The 19,086-nt window shown below is 63.6% G+C and carries 24 protein-coding genes; 12 read left to right on the top strand and 12 right to left on the bottom strand.

The window, feature by feature from the left end; genetic code table 11:
- Positions 1-47: 47 nt before the first annotated feature.
- The 3 genes from NKI24_RS18800 to NKI24_RS18790 form a co-directional block, all read right to left on the bottom strand.
- Positions 48-1,025 carry a GlxA family transcriptional regulator gene (locus NKI24_RS18800; protein ID WP_352747317.1) on the bottom strand — a complete coding sequence of 326 codons (978 nt, stop codon included), beginning with the start codon at positions 1,023-1,025 and terminating at the stop codon, positions 48-50.
- A 187-nt stretch (positions 1,026-1,212) separates the two neighbouring features.
- The gene (locus NKI24_RS18795) at positions 1,213-2,394 is read right to left on the bottom strand and encodes a cystathionine gamma-synthase (protein ID WP_352747314.1); all 1,182 of its coding nucleotides are present in this window, start codon (positions 2,392-2,394) and stop codon (positions 1,213-1,215) included.
- Positions 2,391-3,815 (bottom strand): pyridoxal-phosphate dependent enzyme, encoded by a 1,425-nt coding sequence (locus NKI24_RS18790; RefSeq protein WP_352747311.1) that lies wholly within the window; start codon positions 3,813-3,815, stop codon positions 2,391-2,393. The genes NKI24_RS18795 and NKI24_RS18790 overlap by 4 nt, the downstream gene beginning before the upstream one ends.
- 269 nt (positions 3,816-4,084) lie before the next feature.
- On the opposite strand from NKI24_RS18790, the gene NKI24_RS18785 reads away from it, so the two are divergent.
- Together NKI24_RS18785 and NKI24_RS18780 are read left to right on the top strand one after the other, a co-directional pair.
- A complete protein-coding gene (locus NKI24_RS18785) occupies positions 4,085-4,414 on the top strand; it encodes a hypothetical protein (RefSeq protein ID WP_023675896.1) in 330 nt (109 codons plus the stop codon).
- The gene (locus NKI24_RS18780; protein ID WP_352453659.1) at positions 4,411-5,058 is read left to right on the top strand and encodes a cysteine hydrolase family protein; all 648 of its coding nucleotides are present in this window, start codon (positions 4,411-4,413) and stop codon (positions 5,056-5,058) included. Before NKI24_RS18785 ends, NKI24_RS18780 begins: the two co-directional genes overlap by 4 nt.
- Before the next feature lie 117 nt (positions 5,059-5,175).
- Here the strand turns inward: NKI24_RS18780 and NKI24_RS18775 are convergent, their stop codons facing one another.
- The 4 genes from NKI24_RS18775 to NKI24_RS18760 all read right to left on the bottom strand — a co-directional run bounded on the left by NKI24_RS18775 (position 5,176) and on the right by NKI24_RS18760 (position 8,196).
- Complete coding sequence (locus tag NKI24_RS18775; protein ID WP_352453658.1) at positions 5,176-5,529, bottom strand: winged helix-turn-helix transcriptional regulator; 354 nt, start codon at positions 5,527-5,529, stop codon at positions 5,176-5,178.
- A gap of 335 nt (positions 5,530-5,864) precedes the next feature.
- The gene (locus NKI24_RS18770; RefSeq protein WP_352453657.1) at positions 5,865-7,211 is read right to left on the bottom strand and encodes an FAD/NAD(P)-binding protein; all 1,347 of its coding nucleotides are present in this window, start codon (positions 7,209-7,211) and stop codon (positions 5,865-5,867) included.
- 49 nt (positions 7,212-7,260) lie between these two features.
- A complete protein-coding gene (locus NKI24_RS18765) occupies positions 7,261-7,713 on the bottom strand; it encodes an RrF2 family transcriptional regulator (protein ID WP_352453656.1) in 453 nt (150 codons plus the stop codon).
- A 147-nt stretch (positions 7,714-7,860) separates the two neighbouring features.
- A complete protein-coding gene (locus NKI24_RS18760) occupies positions 7,861-8,196 on the bottom strand; it encodes a hypothetical protein (RefSeq protein ID WP_352747307.1) in 336 nt (111 codons plus the stop codon).
- A 197-nt stretch (positions 8,197-8,393) separates the two neighbouring features.
- Between NKI24_RS18760 and tauA the strand changes: the two genes are divergently transcribed.
- From tauA to NKI24_RS18740, 4 genes are all read left to right on the top strand, one after another.
- Positions 8,394-9,407, top strand: a complete 1,014-nt coding sequence (gene tauA / locus NKI24_RS18755; RefSeq protein ID WP_352747305.1) for a taurine ABC transporter substrate-binding protein — start codon at positions 8,394-8,396, stop codon at positions 9,405-9,407.
- 108 nt (positions 9,408-9,515) lie between these two features.
- Positions 9,516-10,289 carry a taurine ABC transporter ATP-binding protein gene (locus NKI24_RS18750; RefSeq protein ID WP_352453653.1) on the top strand — a complete coding sequence of 258 codons (774 nt, stop codon included), beginning with the start codon at positions 9,516-9,518 and terminating at the stop codon, positions 10,287-10,289.
- Positions 10,286-11,152 (top strand): ABC transporter permease subunit, encoded by an 867-nt coding sequence (locus tag NKI24_RS18745; protein WP_352453652.1) that lies wholly within the window; start codon positions 10,286-10,288, stop codon positions 11,150-11,152. The genes NKI24_RS18750 and NKI24_RS18745 overlap by 4 nt, the downstream gene beginning before the upstream one ends.
- Before the next feature lie 19 nt (positions 11,153-11,171).
- Positions 11,172-11,360, top strand: a complete 189-nt coding sequence (locus NKI24_RS18740; protein ID WP_352453651.1) for a hypothetical protein — start codon at positions 11,172-11,174, stop codon at positions 11,358-11,360.
- Between the two features lie 59 nt (positions 11,361-11,419).
- Here NKI24_RS18740 and NKI24_RS18735 read toward each other — a convergent pair whose 3' ends face one another.
- Positions 11,420-11,605, bottom strand: coding sequence for a hypothetical protein (locus NKI24_RS18735; RefSeq protein WP_352453650.1), 186 nt, complete (start codon positions 11,603-11,605; stop codon positions 11,420-11,422).
- Between the two features lie 307 nt (positions 11,606-11,912).
- Here NKI24_RS18735 and NKI24_RS18730 point away from each other — a divergent pair, with 307 nt between their 5' ends.
- The 3 genes from NKI24_RS18730 (at position 11,913) to NKI24_RS18720 (ending at position 14,634) form a co-directional block, all read left to right on the top strand.
- A complete protein-coding gene (locus NKI24_RS18730) occupies positions 11,913-12,272 on the top strand; it encodes a septal ring lytic transglycosylase RlpA family protein (RefSeq protein WP_352453649.1) in 360 nt (119 codons plus the stop codon).
- 255 nt (positions 12,273-12,527) lie between these two features.
- On the top strand, positions 12,528-13,805 hold the full coding sequence (locus NKI24_RS18725) for a polyhydroxyalkanoate depolymerase (RefSeq protein WP_352453648.1): 1,278 nt from the start codon (positions 12,528-12,530) through the stop codon (positions 13,803-13,805).
- A 211-nt stretch (positions 13,806-14,016) separates the two neighbouring features.
- The gene (locus tag NKI24_RS18720) at positions 14,017-14,634 is read left to right on the top strand and encodes a transglutaminase-like cysteine peptidase (RefSeq protein ID WP_352453647.1); all 618 of its coding nucleotides are present in this window, start codon (positions 14,017-14,019) and stop codon (positions 14,632-14,634) included.
- A 9-nt stretch (positions 14,635-14,643) separates the two neighbouring features.
- On the opposite strand, the gene NKI24_RS18715 is transcribed toward NKI24_RS18720, so the two are convergent.
- From NKI24_RS18715 to NKI24_RS18700, 4 genes are read right to left on the bottom strand one after another with little or no spacing between them, the layout of a single operon-like run.
- On the bottom strand, positions 14,644-15,012 hold the full coding sequence (locus NKI24_RS18715; protein WP_352453646.1) for a helix-turn-helix domain-containing protein: 369 nt from the start codon (positions 15,010-15,012) through the stop codon (positions 14,644-14,646).
- Positions 15,013-15,065: 53 nt separating this feature from the next.
- Positions 15,066-15,599, bottom strand: coding sequence for a Smr/MutS family protein (locus tag NKI24_RS18710; RefSeq protein WP_352453645.1), 534 nt, complete (start codon positions 15,597-15,599; stop codon positions 15,066-15,068).
- A complete protein-coding gene (gene mltA / locus NKI24_RS18705) occupies positions 15,596-16,702 on the bottom strand; it encodes a murein transglycosylase A (protein WP_352453644.1) in 1,107 nt (368 codons plus the stop codon). Before mltA ends, NKI24_RS18710 begins: the two co-directional genes overlap by 4 nt.
- A 23-nt stretch (positions 16,703-16,725) precedes the next feature.
- Complete coding sequence (locus NKI24_RS18700) at positions 16,726-17,433, bottom strand: Tim44/TimA family putative adaptor protein (protein WP_352747429.1); 708 nt, start codon at positions 17,431-17,433, stop codon at positions 16,726-16,728.
- Between the two features lie 199 nt (positions 17,434-17,632).
- Between NKI24_RS18700 and NKI24_RS18695 the strand changes: the two genes are divergently transcribed.
- The 3 genes from NKI24_RS18695 to NKI24_RS18685 form a co-directional block, all read left to right on the top strand.
- Entirely contained in the window at positions 17,633-18,124 is a 492-nt protein-coding gene (locus NKI24_RS18695) for an FxsA family protein (RefSeq protein WP_023675916.1), read from the top strand.
- Positions 18,125-18,237: 113 nt separating this feature from the next.
- The gene (secB, locus tag NKI24_RS18690; RefSeq protein WP_352453643.1) at positions 18,238-18,741 is read left to right on the top strand and encodes a protein-export chaperone SecB; all 504 of its coding nucleotides are present in this window, start codon (positions 18,238-18,240) and stop codon (positions 18,739-18,741) included.
- Positions 18,742-18,844: 103 nt separating this feature from the next.
- Positions 18,845-19,086: hypothetical protein (locus NKI24_RS18685; RefSeq protein WP_352747299.1), on the top strand; the 242-nt coding region annotated here is incomplete at its 3' end.

The raw sequence follows: 19,086 nt of genomic DNA, 5'->3' as shown, positions 1-19,086 counted from the left end.
GTCCGGCAGGGCAGAGGGGGGCGCTGTCCCGCCAACATCCGAAATACCTAATGCCTCCGCATCACCTTCGGCGCATGGCCATGCTCCTCCCGAAACGCCCGCGCAAAGCTCGACATTGAGGCAAAGCCGCAGGCCAGCGCGACGTCGCGCACCATCAGCGTCGAATGCGCCAGGAGGTCGGCGGCGCGTTTCAGCCTGAGGCGGCGGTAATAGCCGTTGGGCGAGATGCTGAGCTCGGAGCGAAAATTGCGTTCGAGCTTGTCGGAGGAGACGCCAAGCCTATTCGCCAACTCCGCCATGCCGAGCCGCTCCTCCACCGCATCCTCCATGATGGCGATGGCCGACAGCACCAGTTCGTTCTGCACGCCGGTCCGCAGCCTGAGCGGCATCAGCTTGCGGTCGACGCTGGAGCGTAGCGGGCTGTGCACAAACCATTCGGCGACGCCGGCCGCGAGTTCGGCGCCATAATCGCTGGTGATGATCTCCAGCATCATGTCGAGGCTGCCGACGCCACCGGCCGAAGTGAAGCGCTTGCGGTCGATGACATAGAGATCGCGCCTCAGCTCGATATCCGGAAACGCTTCGGTGAAGGCAGCCTGGCTGGTCCAGTGCAAGGTGCAGGCATGACCGTCGAGCAGGCCGGCCCGAGCCAGGAAGAAGGCGGCATCCGCCACCGCGCCGATATGGGCGCCGTCGCGCAGGCTCCTGCGGATCCAGCTCACCGCATCGTGCGCGACGAGATGATCGGCATCGCCGCCCGAGCAGACGACGACGCGATCGACCTTCGGCGCGTCATGGGCGGCAAAGCCGGGCTGGATGATGACGCCGTTCGAGGCCTCCACCGGGCCTTCGGCGGCGCCGACGATGATCCAGCGGTACCAATCCCGCTTGGCCAGCACGTTCGCCGCGCGCAGCGGCTCGATCACCGAGCTGAACGCCATCATCGGAAAGCCTGGGAAGACCAGGATGGCGAAGGTGAGCGGGGTGTCGCCTGCCGTCGGTTGGTTGCGTTGTCGGTTGTTCATAGCTTATGGAGCCAGAAGGATCGGGACGCTACAATTCAGGCAGATGCGCCCTGGGTCAACGGAATAGCGTGCAAGCTTGGGGGTGCGACGCAGAACAATTGCCGCTTGTCGGCGATCCCTCACGCCCCCCTCTGTCCTGCCGGACATCTCCCCCACAAGGGGTCCCGCCGACGTCTCGCTATCCGGCTCAACTGGCCAGCGCCTGATCCAGATCCGCGATCAGATCGTCGCCGTCCTCGATCCCGGCCGACAACCGCACCAGCGAATCCGAAATCCCGATCTCGGCGCGTTTTTTCGCCGGGATCGAGCCGTGCGTCATCAGCGCTGGGTGCTCGATCAGGCTTTCGACGCCGCCGAGGCTTTCGGCCAGCGTGAACAGTTGCGTATGTTCGAGGAAGCGTTTGGTGCCGGCGAGGTCGCGGTCGAGCTCGACCGTGATCATGCCGCCGAAGGCGTGCATCTGCCGCCTGGCGATGGCGTGCTGCGGGTGGCTGGGCAGGCCGGGATAGATGACACGGCGGATGTCGGGACGGCTTTCCAGCCAGTGCGCGATCTTCTGGCCGTTCGACGAATGACGCTCCATCCTCAGCGCCAGCGTCTTCAGTCCGCGCAGCGCCAGGAAACTGTCGAACGGCCCTGAAATGGCGCCGATCGCGTTCTGCAGGAATTTCAGCCGGTCGGCGAGATCCTTGTTGTCGCCGATCACGGCGACGCCGCCGACCATGTCGGAATGGCCGTTGAGGTATTTCGTCGTCGAATGGACCACGATGTCGATGCCGAGCTCCAGCGGCCGCTGCAGATAGGGGCTGCAGAAAGTGTTGTCGGCGACTGAGAGCACGCCTTTGCGCCTGGCAAGTGCTGCGACGCCTTCGAGGTCGACGACACGCAGCAGCGGGTTGGTCGGCGTCTCGACCCAGAGCATTTTGGTTTCCGGGCGGATCGTCGCCTCGACCGCGGCAAGGTCGGTGAAGTCGACGAAGTCGACCTGCAAATTGGCCGAGCGCTTGCGCACCCGTTCCAGCAGCCGGAACGTGCCGCCATAGATGTCGTCGGTCGCGACGATATGCGCGCCTGAATCGAGCAATTCGAAAATGGTTGCGATCGCCGCCAGCCCCGAAGCGAAGGCGAAGGCGGCGGTGCCGCTTTCGAGGTCGGCCACCGCGCGCTCGAAGGCGAAGCGGGTCGGGTTCTGGCTGCGGGCATATTCAAAGCCCTTGTGCACGCCCGGGCTCTGCTGACCGTAGGTCGAAGTTGCATAGATCGGTACCATCACCGCGCCCGTCGTCGGGTCGTGGCTCTGGCCGCCATGGATGGTGCGCGTCGAAAAGGCGAGGCGGTTTTTGCCCGATACGGTGGCTTTGACGGTCATCGGGCGCGCCTCAGATGGTTGATCAGGTCGATGCGTGTTATCAGGCCGATGAATTCGTCGCCGTCGAAGACGATGGCGACCTCGTTGCGATCGAAGACCGGCAGCAACGCGTCCAGCGTCTGGCTGGCTTGCAGCGTGTGCAGGGTAGAGGTCATAGCCGTACTGACCGGGGCCTTGAAGCGGTCCCAGCGGCTGTCATAGGGGCCTTCGACCTTGGCGAGGATATCGCTTTCGTCGATGATGCCGACGAGCTTGCCCTCGTCCAGCACCGGCAGCTGCGAGACATCCGATCGGCGCATGCGGCCATAGGCGTTGAGCAGGCTTTCGTCCGGGCCGACGGACACGACATCGCCGGTGCGGAGCGTGCGCATGACCAGGTCGCGCAGATCGCCATGCTGCTCCTGCTCGGCCAGGCCCTGCTCGACCAGCCAGAAATCGTCGAAGACTTTCGACAGGTACTTGTTGCCGCTGTCGCAGACGAAGGTAACGACGCGCATCGGCACGGTCTGCTCGCGGCAATAGCGGAGCGCTGCCGAAAGCAGCGTACCGGACGACGAGCCGGCGAGAATGCCTTCCTTCGAAAGTAGGTCGCGCACCGCAAGCATGCTCTGCTTGTCGGGGATGGAATAGGCCTTCCTGACCAGCGACAGATCGGCATTGGGCGGCACGAAATCCTCGCCGATGCCTTCGACGGTCCAGCTTCCGGCCTCTACCATCTTGCCGGTCTTGATCAACGGTGCCAGCACCGAGCCGACCGGATCGGCCAAAATCATCTCGGTCTTCGGCGAGACTTTCGCAAAATAGCGGCCAAGCCCGGTCAGCGTGCCGCCGGAGCCGACGCCGACGACCACCGCATCGACATCGCCTCCGAGCTGTTGAAAGATTTCCGGCCCGGTCGAGGTTTCGTGGGCCAGCGGATTGGCCGGGTTGGCAAACTGGTTGGCGTAGAAGGCGCCGGGCAACTCGGCGGCGATCTTTTCGGCCATGTCCTGATAATATTCGGCATGGCCCTTGCCGACATCGGAACGCGTCATGCGCACTTCCGCGCCGAGCGCCCGCAGATGCTGGATTTTTTCGCGCGACATCTTGTCGGGCACGACGAGGATGATGCGGTAGCCCTTGGGGATGCCGACCTGGGCGAGACCAAGACCGGTATTGCCGGCGGTCGCCTCCACGATCGTCCCGCCGCGTTTCAGTTTGCCCTGTTTTTCGGCGGCGGCAATCATCGACAGCGCGATGCGGTCCTTGATCGAGCCGCCGGGATTCTGGCTTTCGAGCTTGATGAACAGCCGGCACTTGCCGATGTCGAATTTGGTCAGCTCGACGACCGGTGTCTGCCCGATCAGGTCGAGAACCGAGGCATAGGGCGGGCGCAGGCGGGACGATGCATCGTCCGGTGCCACGATCTTGTGCTTGCTCATGTCAGATGCTCCGTTGCCAGAATGAGCAACCGCCCTGGAAGACGGCAACCTACCGTCTTTTCCAGCCGTTTGCCGTTGGAAAGAAGATAGATCGTGCCAATCCGGCGGCCAGCAGGGGAATGGAATTTCGCGAAAGCTTCGCCGGCCTGCAGGCAGGGCAAAAGATTTGCAGAACCTGCCTGGGACTAAACGCACCATCTCGTTCGTTGCCGCCGCCGATTCCGCCATGCTACCCGGCGTTGGGCGAACAGCAATGCAGGGAACGGCCGATGAAGATTCTTGCCTATGACAATTTCAGGCCCGGCGTCACGCTCGACGATTTGCGGCCTTATCTGCGCGACGAAGTTTCGAATGTCTGGCGGCTCTGGAAGGCGGGGATCGTGCGCGAGAATTATGCGCGCGGCGATATTGGCGGCGTCATCATCGTCTTCGAGCTCGACAGCGTCGCGGAAGCGCGGCGCTACACCGAGGACTTCCCGCTGTCCAAGGCCGGGCTGCTGGAATGGCACTTCATCGCCTTCGACGCGCCATTGCCGCTGGAATTCCTGTTCGATCCGACGGTCGATATCGCCAAGCCATGGGACCGGACTGCGGCATGATCCGGGCGAGCGACGGGATCGAAATCCCGGCCAGCCTGGCTGAGTGGTGCGATCCGCGCCGCACGGCGCTGGTGGTCTACGACATGCAGGTCGGCATCTGCCGCCAGGTGGCCGGCGCCGCGACCATCGTCGAGCGTACCGGCACGGTGCTGGAAGCGGCGCGCATGGCCGGAATGCGGGTGGCGTTCACGCGCCATCTGTCGCTGCCGCGCAAATGGATGGGCGCGACGCAGCTGCGCACCGCCATGGCCTGGCAGCGGCGCGACAGCCCCGACACGGTCGAGCCGTGGTTCCCGCGCGATGCCGAAGCGACGCGGATCGTGCCCGAGCTGGAACCCCGCGATGACGAGGCGGTGTTCGACAAGCTCACGATGTCGGCCTTCGATTCCACCGCGCTCGGCTTTGCCTTGCGCGATTGCGGCGTGCGCACGATAGCGCTCGCTGGCATCGCCATGGAGATCGGCATCGAGCCGACCGTTCGCCAGGCGACCGACAATGGCTTCGTCGCTATGGTAATCGAGGACGCCTGTGGCTTCGGGAACCGCGAAGCGCGCGCCCGCTCGATGGCGACGCTACGCTTCCTCGGCGAAGCCGTCGTCACTGACGTCGCAAGCTTCTGCAGCGCGCTTGCCGGTGCGGGTTGAGGGCAGTCGGCTTGCCGGCGCGACCCACCGTTTCACGGGAACGCCGAACCGCTCTATGCCTTTGTTTTCAGGCAATTGCAGATGGAAAAACCGCTCCGCGCTTTTCCCGGAATTGATCTAGGTGGTGGCTGCGCCATCGGTGCGAAAACGCACGCCCTCGGCGCGGCCATGCACGCTGCCCCAGTCATAGAGTGCCTGGAGCGCAGCGGCGAGATCACCGCCGCGACCGGTCAAGGCGTAGCGCCCCTTGCCGTCGGGCGACGTCTCGAGCGTGACGAAGCCGATCTCGACAAGCTCGGCCAGGCGCTGCGTCAGCATCTTGTCCGAGAGCGAGGGGATCAGCCGGCGCAGGTCGGAATAGCGCATCGGCTGTTCCTTGATGCGCGCCAGGATCACCGTCTTCCATTTGCCGCCGAGCGCGTCGAGCGCGAACTCGACCGGACAGCCGTAGAGTCTTCCGCGTTGGGTCATGCGCCATGGTAGGCAAGGCACGGTGACGACGGAAGCAGAATTTGCCCGGTCATCTGGCCAGGGTCGCGGCTCACGGCCTGGCCGTCTACAAAATCCATGGAGGAGAACGAAGATGAGCGTCCGCGACACCGATCCGGTCAATGCGAGACAGCCGAAACGTGTGGCGTCATCGCCAACCCGGCTGTCTCGACCACCACGGGCTGGACGGTCGGCTTCTGGTGGAGCGAGCTCCCGCACCCCTGGTTCGCCTTCACCGAACGCGGCTATGCGGTCGAGATCTTTTCACCCGACGGCAGCGGTCTTGCATCCGAGATCGCGTCAAGACAGAGGCGGCCTCATCCGAGCAAGCGCTTGCTCAGCCGCGCGCACTGCACGCGAATATCGGGAATGGCGTCGATTTCGAAGAAGGTGCCGCGCGTCAGTGGCCCGACGGCGAGGATCTTGGCGGATACCGTGCCGTCGCCGGCGATGACCTCGCAGTTCGCGGTCACGTCGAGGCCGAGGCGCAGCGGATCCGGCCGTGCCAGCCCACGCTCGACCAGCGACCGCACCACGCTGTTCGAGGTGGTCGAGATGTCCCTGGCGATGCCTGTGCAATCATAGATGCGAGCAAAGTCGAACCTTTCGAGGTGCTGCGTGTGGCGCGACTGGACCTGTACGCTGAAACCGTCGCCGGCGGCGATCTCGACGACGCGCCCGGCGACAAGGCGGATGCGGCCCGCTTGCACCGCCTCGGCAACGCGGGCGTAGACTTCCGGCGCCATGCGATGGCGGTGGATGTCCCACCAGGCCTTGGTGTGCTCGACGAAGCGGCGCTTGGCCGAGGACGGCCAGTTCTGCCAGATCATCTGGTTGAAGGGTCTCAGACCGTCGACGACGTCGCGCCAGTCGATGCCGGCCTTCTGGTTTTCCCGGATCAGGTCGCGGAACCAGCCGACGAAATAGGAAAGCTGGGTGCCGAGCGGAATGTCGGCAACGTCGAGCTTGATCGGATTGCCCTTGCGATGCGGCGAAGGCAGCAGGCCGCGCCGAGACACCGCGACGATCGCGCCGCGGTGGCCGCGCTGCTCGAGCGACAGGAAGGCATCGACCATGCTCAAGCCCGTGCCCAGCACCAGGACTCGGGCTTCGGGGTCGAGCGCAGTGTCCGCCTCGGATCCCATCCTGATCGCATGCCCCTGCCCCGCCCCCGGCTCTTCGTCGTGGCCGGTGGCGAGCACGGCAAGATGCGCAACCACGCTGGTGCCGTTGGCCAGCGCCACTTCGACACCTGACGCGGTCGGCGAGATCGACAGGCTCTCCTCGCGGATCAGGCGCAGCCGGCCCGTCTGCTGCTCACGCGCCTCGAGCTCGTCGAGCAACTCCTTGAGATAGCGGGCGTAGACGCTGCGCGGCGCATAGACCGGCGCCTGTTCCGGCGTTGCCAGGCCGCGTTCAAGCAGCCAGCGCGAGAAATTGCCGGGATCGTCGGCATAGGCGCTCATGCCCGACGCGCTGACATTCAGCACATGCGCCGACAGCAGGGTTGAATAGGCCATGCCTTGCCCAAAATGCGGGCGTTTTTCGATCAGGCTGACACGTAGATCGGGATTGGGCGACTTCAGCAGATGCGCGGCAAGCACGACGCCGCTGGCACCGCCGCCGACAATGATGATCGAACTTGGCGTAGCGCGCCCGGTCATACGCAAACCAGCTGTCCTGGCGATCGTCGCCAGCTCAGGAGAGATTGGTTCAGGCCTGGATTTTCAATGCCGCCGAAAAATCCTCGTCGCCGGCGATGTCGCGCATTTCGGCGAGGCTGCGCTGGTCCAGCACCTCGGCGATGGCCTGCCGGACCTCGAGCATCAGGTGTCGGACTTGGCATGTCGCCTCGTTGCAGTCTTCGCAGCGCTGATACTGGGTGCGGCTGGCGCAAGGAATGGGGGCAAGCGGTCCGTCGAGCACGCGCACGACGTGGCCGACCTTGATCTCGTCCGCCGGGCGTGCCAGCCGGTAGCCGCCCTCCTTGCCCTTGCGGCTCTGAACGAAACCGGCATTGCGCAATTCGCCAAGAATGGCATCGAGGAACTTCTTCGGAATATTGTTTCCTGTGGCGATGTCGTTGACGAAGGCGAGCTTTCCAACCGGCAGGCGCGCCAGATGGACGAGCGCCTTGAGGCCGTATTTACCTTTTTTCGTGAGCATAACCCGCACGTTTCTCTGTCATGCGATGACGCAAGGCCACCGGTTGCGAAACGCCTGGCGTGCCTCCCCGCCGCGTCCAAGCTGTCACTACAGATAAATTCTAGTGACATGATATACAAGCCGAGAAACGTTGATTTTGCTTCGTTTTCACGCCGCAATGGCCATTTTGGCCGGCGGGGCTTGTGCTCTTGGAAGCACAGAAGCCGCCGCGAATGGCGCACCGGCAAACGGGCCGGCGGCAGGAATGTCCCGATCGGCGAGAATACCGACAGCAGCTTCTGCCCCTGAATTTGAAGGCCAAAGCATGCCGCGCGCGGCAACAAGGAGGGTGGCGTCGCTCATCGTCCTCTCCAATCCTTCAATGTCGATAAGGATACTAGACTTAACCGCGAACACAGGGAACTTGATTCCAATTTCCTGGCCATCCACAGCATGGATTTGCCGATGCAGGGGCGAAAACGGGAAAATCGTTGTTGCGCGCATGGACGACGTGGAAGAGGTTCCCGGGCAAGGACGATGGTTCTCACCCGGGCCATCACCCAGAAGCGCGGGAACTGCCATAGCCAGATGACTTTTTCTAACAAGACCGCACCGATTGGAAGGATTTAACTCTACAAGAACGATAGAGTTAGATGACTATGAAACGCAATCCGGGTTTTTCTCGTTTCCAGGAGCCTTTCATGTCCACCATTTCGCGACGTATCGTTCTCTTGTCCTCGGCGGCTCTGGCGGGCGCCGCCTTCCTCGGCCCGGCCGATGCGCGGGACCTCAAGATCACTATCGGCTACCAGACGGTGGTCGAACCCTCGAAGGTGCCGCAGGCCGACGGCGCCTATGAGAGCGCGACCAAGGCGACAATCGACTGGCGGAAATTCGATTCCGGCGCCGACGTGATCGCGGCGATCGCTTCCGGTTCGGTCGACATCGGTTATGTCGGCTCGAGCCCGCTGGCGGCGGCGGCGAGCCGCGAGCTTCCAATCCAGACAATCTTCGTTGTCGGGCTGATCGGCGAATCCGAGGCCCTTGTCGCCCGCAACGGCGCCGGCATCGAGAAGGCCGCCGACCTTGCCGGCAAGAAGGTGGCGGTGCCCTTCGTTTCGACGACGCATTACAGCCTGCTTGCCGCGCTGAAGCATGAGGGTGTCGACCCGAAGTCGGTCGATATTCTCAATCTGCGGCCACCGGAGATCGCGGCGGCATGGGCGCGAGGCGACATCGACGCCGCCTATGTATGGGATCCGGCACTCGGCCAGATCAAGACGACGGGCAAGGTCGTGCTGGATTCCTCCCAGGTCGCCGCCTGGGGCGCGCCGACCTTCGACGCCTGGATCGTGCGCACCGACTTCGCCGAAAGGAACCCGGAAGCGGTGCGCGACTTCGTCAAAGTAACGGGCGCAGCCTATGCCGAGTTCCTGGCCAAGCCGGACGCCTGGTCGGTGACGTCGCCGCAAGCGGCGAAGATCGCCACGATCACCGGCGCCAAGCTGGAGGACGTGCCGCAACTATTGAGGGGCTATGTCTTCCCGACGCTCGAGGAGCAAGCCTCGGACAAGTTCCTCGGTGGCGGCACGGTCAAGGCGGTCGAGGCGACATCGGCCTTCCTCAAGGAGCAGGGCAAGATCGACGCCGTGCTGCCGGATTATTCGGAATACGTGTCGTCGAAATATGTCAGCGAAGCGCTTGCCTCGAACTGACGCCAACGCGCGCGGTTCTCCTTCCCTGACGCCGCGTGCTCCCTGCCCCGAACCGCTTGCGAGGAGCGGCTTCGGGGCAGACAGATTCGGAATATCGGCGAGGTTCCCATGACGCATCTCGTGCTCGACAAGGTCTCGGTCCACTATGACGGTCAGCCGGCGCCGGCGGTCGAAAATGTGTCGATTGAGATCGCCAAGGATGACTTCGTCGTCCTGGTCGGCCGCTCCGGCTGCGGCAAGACGTCGTTGCTCAATGTCGCTGCGGGCCTGGTCCAGCCTGTGCGCGGACGCGCCACGATTGGCGGCAGGCCGATCACGGCGCCAAGCTCTGAGCGCGCCGTCGTGTTCCAGAACGACGCGCTGTTTCCGTGGCTGACCGCGCGGGAAAATGTCGCCTTTGCGCTCAGGCTGCGCGGTGTCAGGGCGGCTGAACGGGCGCGGCGCGCCGACAAGCTTCTGGCGCTGGTGAAGCTCGACGGCGCCGGCGACAAGCGCATTTGGGAGCTTTCCGGCGGCATGCGCCAGCGGGTCGGCCTGGCCCGGGCGCTGGCGGCCGAGCCGCAATTCCTGCTGCTCGACGAGCCGCTGGGCGCGCTCGATGCGCTGACACGCGAACGCATGCAGACAACGCTGCTCGATCTGTGGACGGCAAGCCAGGTCGGCGTGCTGATGGTCACGCACGGCATCGAGGAAGCCCTGGTGCTGGCAACCCGTATCATTGTGCTCGCTCCCGGCCCTGGCCGGGTGGTGTGGAGCTTCGAGACCGGCTTCAGCCGGCGCTATGCAGCCGGCGAGGCCATTCGCAGCATCAAGGCCGATCCCGCCTTCGCCGCGGCGCGCGGCGAGCTGACCGACGCGATCTTCGAAGGGGAGGCAGCATGACCATTACCTCCTATACCGAGCGGCCGCAGCGCTCCAAGGTCGACGACGGAGGCGACGCGCTGTCGGTGCCATGGTCGCGGCCGCGGCCGAGACGCAGCCGCGTTTCGGCCCGCGTGGTTAGCGCGATCACCATTCTGATGATGCTGGCGGCGTGGACGGTATCGGCCCGCCTGCAATTGGTGTCGCCGGTTTTCCTGCCGTCGCCCGTGGCAGTCTGGAACAAATTTGCCGTCGTCGCCCGTGACGGCTTTGTCGACGCGACGCTGCTCCAGCATATCGCCGCCAGCGTGTGGCGGGTGTTTGCGGCGTTGATCATCGCCCTTGTCATCGGCGTTCCCATCGGCCTGGCTATCGGCATCAGCACGATCGGGCGCGGCATCTTCGATCCGCTGCTCGAATTCCTGCGGCCGATCCCGCCGCTCGCCTATCTGCCGCTGATCATTATCTGGTTCGGCATTGGCGAGCCGTCCAAGATCCTGGTGATTGCCCTTGCCATGCTGGCGCCGGTTGCGCTGTCGACGGCATCGGGTGTTCGCGGCGTCTCGCAGGAGCGCATCAATGCAGCGCGCTCGCTTGGCGCCACGCAGCGCCAGGTGATCAGGCACGTCATCCTGCCCAGCGCGCTGCCCTCGATCCTGACCGGTCTGCGCATCGCGCTCGGCGCCGGCTGGTCGACGCTGGTTGCCGCCGAACTGGTGGCAGCGACGCGCGGGCTCGGATTCATGATCCAGTCCGCTGCCCAGTTCCTCGTCACCGACGTGGTGGTGATGGGCATACTGGTGATCGCGGCCATTGCCTTCGTGCTCGAATTCATCATCCGCAGGATCGAGCGGGTGCTCGTCCCGTGGGCGGGGCGGGAGTAACCGGACCGGAGACGTGACGATGCCCCATTCCACCGCTGTACTGTTTGCGCATTTCGGCCATTGGCTCCGCCTGATCAAGGCCGGAGACAAACAGCCGCCTGACGGCGAACGCAAAACGCCGACGCCGGTCCAGCTGGATGCCGAGCGCAACCGCCTGCCACCGCGCGACGAAAGTTTCTACTGGGGCTGGCAATACTGGTCGCGGTGACCGGGCTGCCACGGTCCGCTGTGTGCTGCTCTGAAGGGAGCTTGAGCATGGACGCCTGCTCAACCACGCGAGCGGTTCGCCCAGGCCAGGCCGCCCAGGCCGACCAGCACCGTCACGATGCCGGCATAGAGCCATTGCGACTGGCCGGTCATGAAGCTGCCCTGGACCCAACCGATGCCTTGCAATGACCACAGCACGCCGATGGCGAGCACAATCAAGGCCAGCAGATTTTTGATCAATCTCATCGTTGCAAACTCCTTTTCAAAGTCGATCGCCAGCCGTGCCCTCGTACCGGTGGAAGAGCGAAAAGAAGCGGCCCGATCACGTCATCTTCTACTTAGATGCTAACCTCTGATCTTGCGCAACACATGCGGCGATCGGAGCAAAGATCATCAAGGAAGCTGTGCCGCTCTGCGGGAAATCTCTGACAAATTGTTTCGCACCGACTCCAAACGTGTAACATTGTCATGGAACCGACAGATCATTGCCGCATTTGCTGCCTCATTCGCCCCTAACCGCTGCGGGTCTGTCAACGGAGCCAGTCCCCAACACATGAACAAAAGCAACCGGACCGCGCTTGTCGCGGCCACTATCGCGGCTGGCCTGATGGTCGGCGCATCCAGTGCCAGCGCCGCCGCTCAGTGCGGCCGTGCCTCCTGGTACTCACTGCATTCCAGAACCGCTTCCGGCGAACGCATGAACCCGTCGGCGCTGACCGCAGCGCATCGCAGCCTGCCGTTCGGCACCAAGCTGAAGGTGACCAACCGCAACAATGGCCGCAGCGTCGTCGTGCGTATAAACGACCGCGGCCCGTTTATCAGGGGCCGGATGCTCGATCTGTCGAAGGGCGCCGCCAGCCAGCTTGGCTTCATCAGCTCGGGTCACACCGCTGTCTGCATGGCACGGGTCTAACGGCCGCCACGGCCGGACACCGCCTCCGACGCTCGTCCCCAATAGCCGTGCTGCTTGCCAGGCCTTCGCAGGTGCACATTGAGCCGGCTGTTGCCGTTCCAGGCGGATTCTCAACGCCTTGGACGAAAGAACGAGCATAAATCACGCAAGTTGACGTATTGCATCGCAGCAGATTGTTGCTAACTTCCCCGCAAGGCATTCAAGGCTCGGCGCTGCTCGTCGGCCCTTCGATCGCAGTCGGCAGCGGGGTTCTCGATGTTCTACCAGCTCTACGAACTGAACCACGCAGCTTTGCAGCCGGCCCGCCTCTATGCCGATGCGATGCGCCTGTTCTACTCCAATCCGCTCAATCCGGTTTCACACACGTCCTGGGGCCGCTCGGTTGCGGCAACGGCCGAACTGTTCGAGCGCACGACGCGCCGCTACGGCAAGCCGCAATTCGGCCTGACCAAAACCGTGGTCGACTGGAAAACCGTCGAGGTCAGCGAACGCACCGTCTGGTCGCGGCCGTTCTGCAACCTGGTCCGTTTCGAGCGGGCGGTTCCGGCCGGGCGCCGGCCGGATCCGAAGCTGTTGATCGTCGCGCCGATGTCGGGCCACTACGCGACGCTGCTGCGCGGCACGGTAGAGGCGATGCTGCCCTATGCCGACGTGCATATCACCGACTGGGTCGACGCCCGCATGGTGCCGCTGGCCGACGGCAGCTTCGATCTTGACGACTATATCGACTACATCGTCGACATGCTGCATGCGCTAGGCCCCGACACCCATGTGATGGCGGTGTGCCAGCCTTCGGTGCCGGTGCTGGCGGCGGCGGCACTGATGGAAGCCAAGGGTGATCCGTTCGTGCCCTCGACGATGACGCTGATGGGCGGGCCGATCGACACGCGCCGCAATCCGACGGCTGTCAATCTGCTGGCGCAGGAAAAGGGCATCGACTGGTTCCGCGACAACGTCATCATGCGCGCGCCCTGGCCGGTGCCGGGCTTCGGCCGCGAGGTCTATCCTGGCTTCCTGCAGCTTTCGGGGTTCATGAGCATGAACCTCGACCGCCACATCATCGCCCACAAGGACTTCTTCATGCATCTGGTGAAGCATGACGGCGACAATGCCGAGAAGCACCGCGAGTTCTACGACGAATATCTGGCGGTGATGGATCTGACGGCGGAATTCTACCTGCAGACCGTCGACACCGTGTTTGTCCGCCAGGCCTTGCCCAAGGGCAAAATGACGCATCGCGGCGTGGCGGTCGACCCTTCGGCGATCCGCAATGTCGCCCTGTTCACGGTCGAGGGCGAGAACGACGACATCTCCGGCCTTGGCCAGACCAAGGCGGCGCACGACCTGTGCATCAACATCCCGGCCGACAGGCACGCCCATTACATGCAGCCGGCGGTCGGCCATTATGGGGTGTTCAACGGCTCGCGCTTCCGCTCCGAAATCGTGCCGCGCATCGTCGATTTCATTACCAGCTACGGCCGTCAGAATCGGGTTGCGGTGAAGCCCAAGCTGGTCAGGACCGGCAAGAAATAGGCGACCAGTGATGATGCCCGTCAATCCGCATCAGGTCGGTCAATGCCAAAATCATCGGTCGGCGGGGCCGTGCGGCCGTCGACCTGTTGCACAATAGTCGCGTTGGCGCCACGCGGGTAACCATGCCGCAAAAATCAATCCATCCTCATAATTGACACGGGCTGTAAATACCCCTTAACGTTTCGTTAACAACAAGGGACAAGCGGGGACAATGATTTCCTCACCAATGGCGAGAACGCTGCGCCTGTGCGCGCTGGCCGGACTTACTGTGGCGGCAGGTTGGGCCGGTTCGGCCTCGGCAGCCAGCCCGATGATAACAGGTGGCCCGACCTCGCAGCCGATCGGCCATTATGATTTCTGCAAGAGCTACGCGTCCGAATGCTCGATCCGCCCGAAGGATCTGTCGCCCGCCAGCCTGACCGGCTCGCTGTGGCGCAAGCTGCTCAGCGTCACGGCAAAGGTCAACGCCGCCGTCAAGCCGGAGAGCGACTTCGACATCTACGGCAAGGACGAGGTCTGGGCCTATCCCGACAAGGGTGTCGGCGACTGCGAGGACTATGTCCTGGAAAAGCGCCGTGAGCTGAACCGGCTTGGCGTCTCGTTTGCCGATCTGCTGATGACCGTCGTGCGCAAGCCGGATGGCGAAGGCCACGCCGTGCTGACGGTGCGCACCGACAAGGGCGACTACATCCTTGACAATCTGACCGACCAGGTCCGTTCCTGGGACCAGACCGGCTATCGTTTCCTCAAGCGGCAGGCGATCGACAATACCGGCCGCTGGGTCTCGATCCGCGGCGGCCAGCAGGTGCTGGTCGGCTCGGTCCAGTAACCAAGCAACTCATTTCGGCCGTGCCAGCGCGGCGCGGATCGACGCAATGATGCGGCGAAGCTCGGCGTCGTCGAGCTTTTCAATGTTGTCGGCCAGGAGATTGGCAAGCTCGGTCGCCGCCGGGCTAAGGCCCGACGTGTCGAGCTTGACGCGCGGATGCGAGGTTTCAGCCAGCCGCGCCAGTTCCTCGGCGTCATCCCAAATGATGTTGAAATAGCCGATGATCTTCTGGATCAGCGTCCAGCTCGGCGCACCGCGGCGGCCATGTTCCAGCGCCGAGAGATAGGCTGCGCTGACGCCGATCGCCTTGGCCATGTCCTTCTGGCTGACGCCGCGCTCGTTTCGCAGCACGCGAAGCTTTTCGCCGAATGGGGTCACAAGCGCACCTTCATGGGTGCATCCTCATAGGTGCGTCCCTCATGGGCATGTCCTCATGAGCGCGCCCGCCGCAAGCGGATATAGAGCGCACCCGAGCCGCCATGTTTGCGGGCGGCATGGTCGTGGCTGGAGACGAGGGGCCGGAAGGCGGGTGTCGACAGCCATGACGGCACGGCGCGCCGCAAGACGCCATCGCCGCCCGACGAGGAACCCTTGCCGGTGATCACCAGGACATAGCGGATGCCGCCGGCATGCGCCCGGTGCAGAAAGGAAAACAGCAGCGAATAGGCTTCGTCCTGGGTCAGGCCATGCAGGTCGACGCGGCCTTCGATCGGCAGCCGGCCCTTCGACAGCTTGTCCAGCGTCGGTTCGTCGAGTGCGTGGGAGACATGCTGCGCCTTCTGCTTTGCGGCCGTGGCAGCATTGCCCGCGACCTGTGCCGGCGGCGGCTGCCTGGTCTCGTCGATCTCCGGCCCAACGTGCGGAATTTCGACGGCGGTTTTGCCCTTGAGCGGCTTTGCCGTGCGCGCCACCAGGTTCCACAGCACCCGGTCGTCCTCGCTCAGCCTGTCGATGCGCCGGGTCATCGGCCTGCTCCTGAAACCAGCGACCGGGGGATCAGCGCATAAAAATCTGCGGCGTTGCGGATAACGCCGGCGATCTCGCCGGCCGCATCGCCCGACCCGGCAAACAGATCACCGCGAGCCGGCCCGGTGATCGCCGAGCCGGTGTCCTGCGCGATCATCAGCCGCCGGAACGGTTTTCCGTCGAAGACGGTCAGCGACGGTGCATCGATATGGAAGGGCGTGCCGAACGTGTGCAGCAGCCGGTCGACGGCGATCGAGCGGCCGGGTGTCAGCGCCACCTTGGCGGCAGCGATCGGGCCGAGCTCTGGGTCGTCGACGCCCATCTCGCGGAAGAAAATGTAGGAGCGGTTGCGCCAAAGGATCTCGTCGACGCGTTCCGGATGCGCCTTGAACCAGGCACGGATCGACTGCATCGTCACTTTCTGCAGCGGGATCTCGCCTTCCTCGCTCAAGATCTTGCCCGGTCCGGTAAAGCGCTGGCCGGATTTGGCGGCATAGGTGATGCGGCGAAGCCTGCCGTCGGTCATCTTGAGCCGCGCCGCACCCTGCACGTGGATGAAGAAGGCGTCGACCTTATCGGCGAGCCAGGCGATTTCCAGCCTTTTTCCGGCAAGCGCGCCGCATTCGATCTCGCCGCGGTCGAAATATTCGACCGGGCCGTTCGGCGCCGCACGTGCGAAGGCGAGATAAGGATCCATGCCGGAAGGACGATTGCCGTCGTCGACGTCGACAAGATCGGCCGGGCGCGACAGCAACGGCACCGAAAACCGTTGCGTGCGTACCGGCGAGGCTTCGACCTCCGGCTCGTAAAAGCCGGTGACCAGGCCCGGACCACCATCTTCGGCATCGATACGGGCCGGCACGAAGTGGCGCTCGAAAAAGCTTCGGGCCTGCAACCGATTCGCCGGCGAAACGGTGCGCGCTTCGGCATAGGCGTCGGCAAAGCCATTGTAATCGACGCCGAGCGCGCCGGAGCGGTAGGGTTTGGTCAGGATATGAAAGGCCGAGCGGCGAAAGGCCTCAAAGGCAGGGAAATGGTCGTCCTCGCCCCAGCCCGGCAATTCGCCAAAGGATTTTTCGCTGAAGGCTCGAGAAAGCGACACGACAGCCTCCGCCGCCGTCCAGTTCAGTCTTCTTCTTCGGTGGCGACGAGCTTCCAGTTCGGATCGCGCGAGCGCGCGTCACGAGCGAAGGTCCAGACATCCTTGACCTCGGCGACGGTTTCGGGATCGCCGTCGATGACGGCGCCGGCCTTGTCGCGGGTCGCCGAAATCAGTTCGCTGACGATGCGCAGCGTGATGTGCGCCTCGCTGCCCTTCATCTCGGCCGAAACGATGTCGGCCTTGTCGATGCCGACGAAGGAGGACTGGATCTTTTCGGCTTTCGCCTCACGGTCGCCGATGGCCGCGACGAAGCCGTCATAGACCTCGCGCGACAAAAGGTTCTTCAGCGTTTTGCGGTCGCCATCGGCGTAGGCCATGACGATCATCTCGGAGGCCATCTTGGCGCCGGCGACGAAGGTCTTCGGATCGAAGGTCGGATCATTGTCCTTGATCGCCCGCAGGCCCCGGTTGAGATCGGTATCCGGCTTGGCAAAGGCATCGATCGCCACATAGGCATCGGCCGCCGGCTCTCCCGCCAGGCGCTTGCGCGGCAGCGAGACCACGTTCTCGGGTTTCTGGGCGGCATCCTTGTCGTTTTTGCGCGCTGCCGTATATGGATCGAAGGGTGGGCGCTCGTTGCCCGTGCGTCGGCCAAGCACGTTGCGCAGCTGGAAGAAGATCACCACCGCCGCAATCAGAAAGAAAATCGTGCCGAAGTCGAAGAAGCCCATATCTTGCGCCAATCAATCCCTGCTTTGGCCGGACCAGCGGCCAAGCAAGGGCCGCGATCACATAGCGTTCAGTATCCAAAGCATATAGAACGCATGGCGCAATCATTCAAATCAAAGGCAGCCATACCTATCTAACAGCTCTGGTGCCAGCGGCGATTGCTCGCCGGCCGGCAAAACATCGAAAACGATCGGTCAAGATTTGCGTATTTCGCTGCTTCCCCTGTTCATTCTCGCGCTTCCGCTGCTGGAGATAGCCGGTTTCGTTATTGTCGGCCGCCAGGTCGGCGCGCTGGCGACAGTCGGCTTGGTGCTGGCCTCGAGTGTCGCCGGCGCCCTGCTGCTGCGGCACCAGGGTTTTGGCGTGATGGCCAGGGTACGTGCCGAAATGGATGCCGGGCGTGATCCGAGCGGCCAGCTTGCGCATGGCGCCATGATCGTGCTGGCCGCGATCCTTTTGATCATCCCCGGCTTCATCTCGGATATTTTCGGCCTTCTGCTGTTCCTGCCGCCGGTGCGCGATCTTGCCTGGCGGATGCTGAAAGGCCGCATCGTGCTGGCAACCGATTTCAGCAGTGGTTTGCGGGCAAGGCAACGCGGCAAGACCATCGATCTCGACGACGGCGACTATTCGCGGGCCGACGACCATACGCGCGGACCGGGTTCTCCCTGGCGCCGCCTCAAGGACGAGTAGCTGCAAGGCAACCGGCGTCTTTTGCAAACTTGTCTTGTCGGGCCGGTCATGATAGCGAACGCCCGAATTTCAATCCGGTCAGCAACGCTGCCCAGGCAAAAGGACCACAGCTTATGGCCAGCAACGACGACGCGCCGACCGGCGCAGCCAACGGTAATGGAAATGCGGCGCAGCCTTCGCTCAACGTGCTTGCGCAATATGTGAAGGACCTGTCCTTCGAAAGCCCCGGCGCACCGAACTCGTTGCGCGGCCGCGACAAGGCTCCGGGCATCGCCATCAACGTCAACGTCAACGCCAATCCGCTTTCGGACAAGCAGTTCGACGTCAATTTGACGCTGAACGCCAAAGCGTCGTTCGACCAGGAAGTGCTGTTCAACGTCGAGCTGGTCTATGGCGGCGTCTTCTCCATCAGCGGCTTCCCGCAGGAGCACATGCTGCCGATCCTGTTCATCGAATGCCCGCGGCTGCTGTTCCCGTTCGCCCGGCAGATCATCGCCGAGGCAACACGCAATGGCGGCTTCCCGCCGCTGATGCTAGACCCGATCGATTTCGCGCAGATGTTCCAGCAGAAGTTGGCCGAAGACCAGGCTGCCGCCGCCAAGGTCAAGGTGAGCTGAGCGCGGCTGTCTCGCTAGCGTTTGGAAAAACCCGGCGCGAAGCCGGGTTTTTTATAATGATGTCCCGCCCGACAGGCTGAAGGCCAATCGGACGCAAGCGTCGATGGTTCTCTTCAGCGGCAAGTCGAATATCTTCGAGATTAGCCGAATATCACTGCGCCTTCGTCATCCCAGGGCGGAGCAGGAGCGAAGCGACGTCGCGGAGACCCTGGGATCCATGCCGTCACGTCAGCCGAAGAATACAGCGGCTCAGAACGGCGCTTGTATCCGCAACTGTGCCAGCTACCCTTCAGCCATGACCGGCTATACCTACATGACCGCGAGCCAGAAGCGCGGCACGATCTA

The organism is Mesorhizobium sp. M0701 (assembly GCF_040320365.1).
GTDB lineage: Bacteria > Pseudomonadota > Alphaproteobacteria > Rhizobiales > Rhizobiaceae > Mesorhizobium.
Note: the sequence above shows the minus strand (reverse complement) of the source record. Positions and strands in the feature narration are given on the sequence as shown.

Excerpts from the sequence above, each read along its gene's own strand:
- NKI24_RS18800 (WP_352747317.1), bottom strand. The coding sequence starts at position 1,025 with ATGAACAACCGACAACGCAACCAACCGACGGCAGGCGACACCCCGCTC.
- NKI24_RS18795 (WP_352747314.1), bottom strand. The coding sequence starts at position 2,394 with ATGACCGTCAAAGCCACCGTATCGGGCAAAAACCGCCTCGCCTTTTCG.
- NKI24_RS18790 (WP_352747311.1), bottom strand. The coding sequence starts at position 3,815 with ATGAGCAAGCACAAGATCGTGGCACCGGACGATGCATCGTCCCGCCTG.
- NKI24_RS18785 (WP_023675896.1), top strand. The coding sequence starts at position 4,085 with ATGAAGATTCTTGCCTATGACAATTTCAGGCCCGGCGTCACGCTCGAC.
- NKI24_RS18780 (WP_352453659.1), top strand. The coding sequence starts at position 4,411 with ATGATCCGGGCGAGCGACGGGATCGAAATCCCGGCCAGCCTGGCTGAG.
- NKI24_RS18775 (WP_352453658.1), bottom strand. The coding sequence starts at position 5,529 with ATGACCCAACGCGGAAGACTCTACGGCTGTCCGGTCGAGTTCGCGCTC.
- NKI24_RS18770 (WP_352453657.1), bottom strand. The coding sequence starts at position 7,211 with ATGACCGGGCGCGCTACGCCAAGTTCGATCATCATTGTCGGCGGCGGT.
- NKI24_RS18765 (WP_352453656.1), bottom strand. The coding sequence starts at position 7,713 with ATGCTCACGAAAAAAGGTAAATACGGCCTCAAGGCGCTCGTCCATCTG.
- NKI24_RS18760 (WP_352747307.1), bottom strand. The coding sequence starts at position 8,196 with ATGCGCGCAACAACGATTTTCCCGTTTTCGCCCCTGCATCGGCAAATC.
- tauA (WP_352747305.1), top strand. The coding sequence starts at position 8,394 with ATGTCCACCATTTCGCGACGTATCGTTCTCTTGTCCTCGGCGGCTCTG.
- NKI24_RS18750 (WP_352453653.1), top strand. The coding sequence starts at position 9,516 with ATGACGCATCTCGTGCTCGACAAGGTCTCGGTCCACTATGACGGTCAG.
- NKI24_RS18745 (WP_352453652.1), top strand. The coding sequence starts at position 10,286 with ATGACCATTACCTCCTATACCGAGCGGCCGCAGCGCTCCAAGGTCGAC.
- NKI24_RS18740 (WP_352453651.1), top strand. The coding sequence starts at position 11,172 with ATGCCCCATTCCACCGCTGTACTGTTTGCGCATTTCGGCCATTGGCTC.
- NKI24_RS18735 (WP_352453650.1), bottom strand. The coding sequence starts at position 11,605 with ATGAGATTGATCAAAAATCTGCTGGCCTTGATTGTGCTCGCCATCGGC.
- NKI24_RS18730 (WP_352453649.1), top strand. The coding sequence starts at position 11,913 with ATGAACAAAAGCAACCGGACCGCGCTTGTCGCGGCCACTATCGCGGCT.
- NKI24_RS18725 (WP_352453648.1), top strand. The coding sequence starts at position 12,528 with ATGTTCTACCAGCTCTACGAACTGAACCACGCAGCTTTGCAGCCGGCC.
- NKI24_RS18720 (WP_352453647.1), top strand. The coding sequence starts at position 14,017 with ATGATTTCCTCACCAATGGCGAGAACGCTGCGCCTGTGCGCGCTGGCC.
- NKI24_RS18710 (WP_352453645.1), bottom strand. The coding sequence starts at position 15,599 with ATGACCCGGCGCATCGACAGGCTGAGCGAGGACGACCGGGTGCTGTGG.
- NKI24_RS18700 (WP_352747429.1), bottom strand. The coding sequence starts at position 17,433 with ATGGGCTTCTTCGACTTCGGCACGATTTTCTTTCTGATTGCGGCGGTG.
- secB (WP_352453643.1), top strand. The coding sequence starts at position 18,238 with ATGGCCAGCAACGACGACGCGCCGACCGGCGCAGCCAACGGTAATGGA.